The 5416-nt window shown below is 67.4% G+C and carries 5 protein-coding genes and 1 pseudogene; 2 read left to right on the top strand and 4 right to left on the bottom strand.

Features of this window, described 5'->3' with window-relative positions:
• Together ACFDTH_RS17195 and ACFDTH_RS17190 are read right to left on the bottom strand one after the other, a co-directional pair.
• Window positions 1–212: pseudogene (locus ACFDTH_RS17195) on the bottom strand (tRNA (N6-isopentenyl adenosine(37)-C2)-methylthiotransferase MiaB); the annotation flags it as partial.
• On the bottom strand, window positions 209–1216 hold the full coding sequence (locus ACFDTH_RS17190) for a glycosyltransferase family 2 protein (RefSeq protein ID WP_375288782.1): 1008 nt from the start codon (window positions 1214–1216) through the stop codon (window positions 209–211). The gene ACFDTH_RS17190 and the pseudogene ACFDTH_RS17195, both read right to left, overlap by 4 nt.
• 90 nt (window positions 1217–1306) lie before the next feature.
• Between ACFDTH_RS17190 and ACFDTH_RS17185 the strand changes: the two genes are divergently transcribed.
• Both ACFDTH_RS17185 and ACFDTH_RS17180 read left to right on the top strand, forming a co-directional pair.
• The gene (locus tag ACFDTH_RS17185; RefSeq protein ID WP_375288783.1) at window positions 1307–1549 is read left to right on the top strand and encodes a type II toxin-antitoxin system Phd/YefM family antitoxin; all 243 of its coding nucleotides are present in this window, start codon (window positions 1307–1309) and stop codon (window positions 1547–1549) included.
• Entirely contained in the window at window positions 1546–1929 is a 384-nt protein-coding gene (locus tag ACFDTH_RS17180) for a type II toxin-antitoxin system VapC family toxin (protein WP_375288781.1), read from the top strand. The genes ACFDTH_RS17185 and ACFDTH_RS17180 overlap by 4 nt, the downstream gene beginning before the upstream one ends.
• A 19-nt stretch (window positions 1930–1948) precedes the next feature.
• Here ACFDTH_RS17180 and ACFDTH_RS17175 read toward each other — a convergent pair whose 3' ends face one another.
• Complete coding sequence (locus tag ACFDTH_RS17175) at window positions 1949–3760, bottom strand: DUF885 family protein (protein ID WP_375288780.1); 1812 nt, start codon at window positions 3758–3760, stop codon at window positions 1949–1951.
• 68 nt (window positions 3761–3828) lie between these two features.
• Window positions 3829–5416: RelA/SpoT family protein (locus tag ACFDTH_RS17170; RefSeq protein WP_375288779.1), on the bottom strand; the 1588-nt coding region annotated here is incomplete at its 5' end.

Raw genomic sequence — 5416 nt, 5'->3', positions numbered from 1 at the left:
CGCAGCCGGCCGATGTCCGAATAGACCTTCTCGGTGGCCTTTTCGCGGATATGGCAGGTGTTGAGCACCACCAGCTCGGCATCGTCCGCATCCGCCGCGGTCATGCCCTGATCGGCGAGCAGCTCGGCCATGCGCTCGCCGTCATAGACGTTCATCTGGCAGCCGAACGACTTGACGTGGAAGGTGCGTGGGGGCTTCTGAGGCGCGGTCATTCCGCGGCCTCCCGTACGGTCGCATCCTGCGGCTGGGGCGCGACATAGCCCAGCCGGGCCTCTCCGCCGGCACGGCCGGCGATATCGGCCACCAGGTACAGCGGCCGGCGCTTCGACTCGATGTAGAGCCGGCCGAGATACTCGCCGATCATGCCCAGCACGAACATCTGCGCCGCGCCCAGCACCACGGTGATCAGCATCGTCGAGGTCCAGCCCTGCACCGCCGATCCGGTGAAGAACCCCACCGCGATATAGACCACCAGCAGCAGCGACACGAAGGTCAGCGCGATGCCGAGGTGGCTTGCCCAGCGCAGGGGCGCGGTGGAGAAGCCGGTGACCGCATCGATGGCGAGACGCAGCATCTTGGCGAGCGGATAATTGGTCTCGCCCGCGAACCGTTCGGCGCGGTCATAGGGGAAGGGGACCTGGCGGAAGCCGACCCAGGCGACCATGCCGCGGATGAAGCGCGCCTGCTCCGGCATCGCCTGCAGCGCGTCGAGCGCACGGCGGGTCATCAGCCTGAAATCGCCGGTGTCGAGCGGGATCGGCGTGTCGGTGACGCTGTCGAGCACGCGGTAGAAGGCGGCGGCCGTGGCCTTCTTGAACAGCGTCTCGCCCTGGCGCTTGCGGCGGACCGCATAGACCACGTCGGCGCCCTCGCGCGCCATCGTTTCGCGCATATCGACGAGCAGCTCGGGCGGGTCCTGGAGGTCCGCGTCGATGATCAGGATCTGCTCGCCCGAGCACAGGTCCAGCCCCGCGGTGAGCGCGAGCTGGTGGCCGTGGTTGCGGGACAGGTTCACCGCAACGAGGTGGCGGTCGCTGGCGGAGAGCCGCTGCATCGCCGGCCAGCTTGCGTCCTTCGATCCATCGTTGATGAGGACGATCTCATAATCCTCGCCCACCGCACTACGGGCAGCGGCGGAGACACGCGCGTGCAGCTGATCAAGGCAGGCGGCCTCGTTGTAGCAGGGGATGACGATCGACAGGGCAGGGCGGAGCATGGCGCGCGGTTCTACAGAATGGTGATGATCGAATCACCATTTTGTTGATAGAGTGCCGAAAGAGTGAACCCTGGTTCGTTGGAGATGGCCATGGCTACGGTGTTCAAGGTCGACGAGGCGCAGGCGGACCTGTCTGCTGTGATCGACCGCGCACTTGCCGGCGAGGACATCGTGATTGCGCGAGCCGGGGAGCCCGCGGTCAAGCTGGTCCCGATCGCAGTGCAGCCGCGTCGCAAGCGGGTTCCGGGGACGATGAAAGGTATGTTCGCGTTCGATGACAGCTTCTTCGATCCCCTTCCCGAGGAAGAGCTACGGGCTTGGGAAGGGCGTTGAGGCTGCTGCTCGACACGCACGCCGTGTTGTGGTGGCTGCTTGATGACCTTCGGCTGTCCAGACGTGCTGAAGCCGCCATTGCCGAAGCAGACGAGGTCTTCCTCAGTGCGGTATGCGCGATGGAAGTGTCGACCAAGCATCGTACCGGCAAACTGCCGCAAGCTGCTGCGATCGCTGGGCGGCTCTCCCAGGTGGCTGCGGAGCAGGGGTTTACCACACTCGACGTGACACTCGCGCATGGCGACTTGGCCGGCAGCCTTCAACATCCGCATCGCGACCCGTTCGATCGTCTGCTGATCGCTCAATCACTTGTCGAGCAGATGTGGCTCGTCTCGAACGAGAAGCTGTTCGACAGCTTCGGGGTGCGCCGCCTCTGGTAAGACGGCGCACTTTCGCCACTCACACCATCGCCCGCGCACGCTCCTCGGCCAACCGCTCCAGGATCGTCAGCGGCAGCGCGCCCGCGCGCATCACCTCGTGGAACGCGCGCTGGTCGAACTTGGCGCCGGCGATCTTTTCCGCATTGGCGCGCGCGCGCACCCAGGCGGCATGGCCCACCTTGTACGAGCAGGCCTGGCCCGGCATCGTGCAGTAACGCTCCACCTCGCGCTGTGAGCGCGGGCGGGCGAAGCCGACGGTCTGGACCATATAGTCGGTCGCCTGGTCGCGGGTCCATTTTTTGGTGTGCAACCCGGTGTCGATCACCAGCCGCGCGGCGCGGAACAGATAGCTCTGGAGGAAGCCGGCGCGCTCCAGCGGCGTCGCATAGCCGCCCAGCGTGTCCGCCAGCCCCTCGGCGTACAGCGCCCAGCCTTCGGTATAGGCGCCGAAGAAGCCCAGCTTGCGCAGCATCGGCTGCGGCGCGGCCTGCGCGATCGAGATCTGCAGGTGGTGCCCCGGTACGCCCTCGTGATAGGTGAGGCTCGGCAGCGTGTACTTGGGCCAGTCGGCGACGCTCTTGAGGTTGATCCAGTAGATCGCCGGGCGCGAGCCATCGAGCGCGGCGCGGTGGTAATAGCCGTTCGAGGCGCCGTCCTGGATTTCCACAGGCACCGCGCGGATGTCGAGCGGCTCGGACGGCGGATTGTTGACGAGCTGGCCGAGCTTGGCGGTCATCGCCGCATTGCCCTCATTGAGGCTCCTGATCAGCGCGGCGCGGCCTTCGGGCGTATCGGGATAGAGTTGGTCGGGCCGCGTGTTGAGCGCGGTCAGCCGCTCGGCGACGCTGCCCTGGCTCATGCCCTGCTGCTTCAGGATGGTGTCGAGCTGCGCGCCGATCTCGGCCACCTGCTCCAAGCCCATCTTGTGGACCTCGTCCGGCGTGAAGGTGGTGGTGGTCGCCTGCGCCAGCGCCGCGGCATAGATCGTGTCGCCCTGCGGTACATCCCACACGCCCGCCGAGCTGCGCGCCTTCGCCCGCAGCGCCTTCACCGCCGCGATCTGCCGGTCGAGCGCAGGATAGACCTGCTTGTCGATGATCGCCGCTGCGCGCGCGTTCCAGTCGCCGGCGATCTTCGCGGCGGCGGCGCGCTTCGACACGGAGGTGGCGAGCCCGCTGTCCGCCGCCGCCGGCTTGCGCAGTGCCGCCATCTGGCCGAGCGCCAGGTCCAGGCTGAAGTCCGGCGCCAGATAGCCGCGCGAGGCCTGCTCCTGCTGGTTGGCGGTGTCCTGATCGAGCTGCCCGGCGAAGGCGGCGAGCCGGTCGAGATAGGCCGCGCAATCCTCCGCATTGGTGATCGTGTGGCTGGAGTTGAGGAAGTCCGGCGTGCCGAAATAGGCGCCACCCTGCTGCGTGATGGTGAACGGGCGGATGACCGAATCGAGCTTGTACCGGTCATAGGCGAGCGCGTTGGCGTTCAGCGAATAGAGCACCACCTCGCGGTTGAGCCGATCGTCCGCGGACAGGCCCTCGGGCGTGATCGCGGTCAGCTCGGCGATGGTGGCCTTCAGTTCGGCCTGATCGCGCGCCTTGGCGGCGGGAGATTCATCGGACAGCTTGTGCTTGAGCGCGGCATTCGGCCCCTTGTCCATGCCCAGCGAGGTGGCGAGTTCGGGCGCGCGCTGGAGCAGGCGGGCGAAGGTGCGGTCGAACACGGCATTGAGCCGCGGATCACCCGGCGGAGTCGGTGCAGTCTGTGCACCGGCCGTCCGGGGCAGGAGGGCGAGCGCGGCGGTCGCGCTGGTCGAGGCGAGGAAGCTGCGGCGATCCATGGCTTTGTCCTGATTGGGGAAGTGCCACTGTTGTATCGGGGGAAACGGCCGGGGCAAGCGGCGGCCGTTCAGATCCGTTCGGCCGCGATCACCACGTCCGCCGCGCGCAGGGCGGCGAGCAGCTTCATCAGCTGCGCCACGTCGTGCACCTCCACGTCGATCGTGTTGGTGTGGTAGAGCGTGTCGCGCGTGTCGAGCCGCAGGTTGATGATATTGGCGCGATGCTGGCCGATGATCGTCGCCAGCGCGCCCAGCGTCCCCGGCTCGTTCTTCACCTCCACCTGGATGCGTGCGGTGGCGCCCTCGTTGCGCTCGCCCCATTGCAGGTCGACCCAGTCGGTCTCCATTTCCGACCGCTCGGCGAGCGCCGCCAGCGTCGCGCAGTGGATCGCGTGCACCTCGATCGAGGCGTCGGGGCGGCGCAACCCGACGATGCGGTCGCCGGGCACCGGGTGGCAGCATTCGCCCAGGTCGTAGGACACGCCCGGCATCAGCCCCTTGATCGAGATCGCCGAGGCCTGCGGCGCCTGCGCGACGCCGCTGCCCGCCGAGCCCGGCATCAGCGCCTCCATCACCTGCGCGTCGGTGACGGTGCGCCGCGCGATCGCCTGCATCAGCGCCGCCTCGTCGGAAAGCTTCAGCCGCTTGAGCGCCTCGGGCAGCGCCTCGGCACCCGGGGCGGCGGGCAGGCGGGTGACGATATCGTCGTAGATCTTGCGCCCCATCGCCACCGCCTGGTCGCGCTCGACATGGCGCAGGTGGCGGCGGATCGCCGCCAGCGCCTTGCCCGTGATCGCGAAGCTCAGCCATTGCGGCTGCGGCGTCTGCGCCTTGGAGCGCAGGATCTGCACCTGGTCGCCATTCTCGATCGCGGTGCGCAGCTGCACCACCCGGCCGTTGATCTTGGCGCCCACCGCCTGGTCGCCGAGATCGGTGTGGACCGCATAGGCGAAGTCGATCGGCGTCGCGCCCTTGGGCAGCTGGATCAGCTCGCCCTTCGGGGTGAAGGCGAAGATGCGATCCTGGTACATCGCCATCCGGGTATGTTCCAGGAGCTCCTCGGGGCTGGCGGCGGTGTCCAGGATTTCGATCAGATCGGCGATCCAGCTGTGCTGGGTCGCGGCCGAGACCTTCTGCTTGTACGCCCAGTGCGCCGCCAGGCCGAGCTCGGCCTCGGCATGCATCGTCTCGGTGCGGATCTGGATCTCGACGCGCTGGTTCTCGGCATGGATCACCGAGGTGTGCAGCGAGCGATAGCCGTTGCGCTTGGGGGTGGAGATATAATCCTTGAACCGCCCCGGCACCATCGGCCAGCGCCGGTGGATGATGCCCAGCGCGCGGTAGCAATCCTCCTCGTTCGGCACGATCGCGCGGAAGGCCATGATGTCGGACAGCTGCTCGAAGCTGATGTGCCGCTCCTGCATCTTCTTCCAGATGCTGTACGGATGCTTTTCGCGCCCCGACACTTCCGCCTCGATCCCGGCGCGGGCGAGCAGCAGCTTGAGCCCCGAAGCGATCTTGGCGATCCGGTCGCCGCCGCCCGCCTTCAGCTGCTCCAGCCGCCGGGTGATGCTCTCATACGCCTCGGGTTCGAGCTGCGCGAAGGCGAGCGTCTGCATCTCCTTCATGAACTCGTACATGCCGATCCGCTCGGCG

The sequence above is a fragment of the Sphingomonas sp. genome, assembly GCF_042096255.1.
Taxonomy (GTDB): Bacteria; Pseudomonadota; Alphaproteobacteria; order Sphingomonadales; family Sphingomonadaceae; genus Sphingomonas.
Note: the sequence above shows the minus strand (reverse complement) of the source record. Positions and strands in the feature narration are given on the sequence as shown.

Bases quoted from the DNA above. Each gene is read 5' to 3' on its own strand.
- ACFDTH_RS17190 (WP_375288782.1), bottom strand. From the start codon at position 1,216: ATGCTCCGCCCTGCCCTGTCGATCGTCATCCCCTGCTACAACGAGGCC.
- ACFDTH_RS17185 (WP_375288783.1), top strand. From the start codon at position 1,307: ATGGCTACGGTGTTCAAGGTCGACGAGGCGCAGGCGGACCTGTCTGCT.
- ACFDTH_RS17175 (WP_375288780.1), bottom strand. From the start codon at position 3,760: ATGGATCGCCGCAGCTTCCTCGCCTCGACCAGCGCGACCGCCGCGCTC.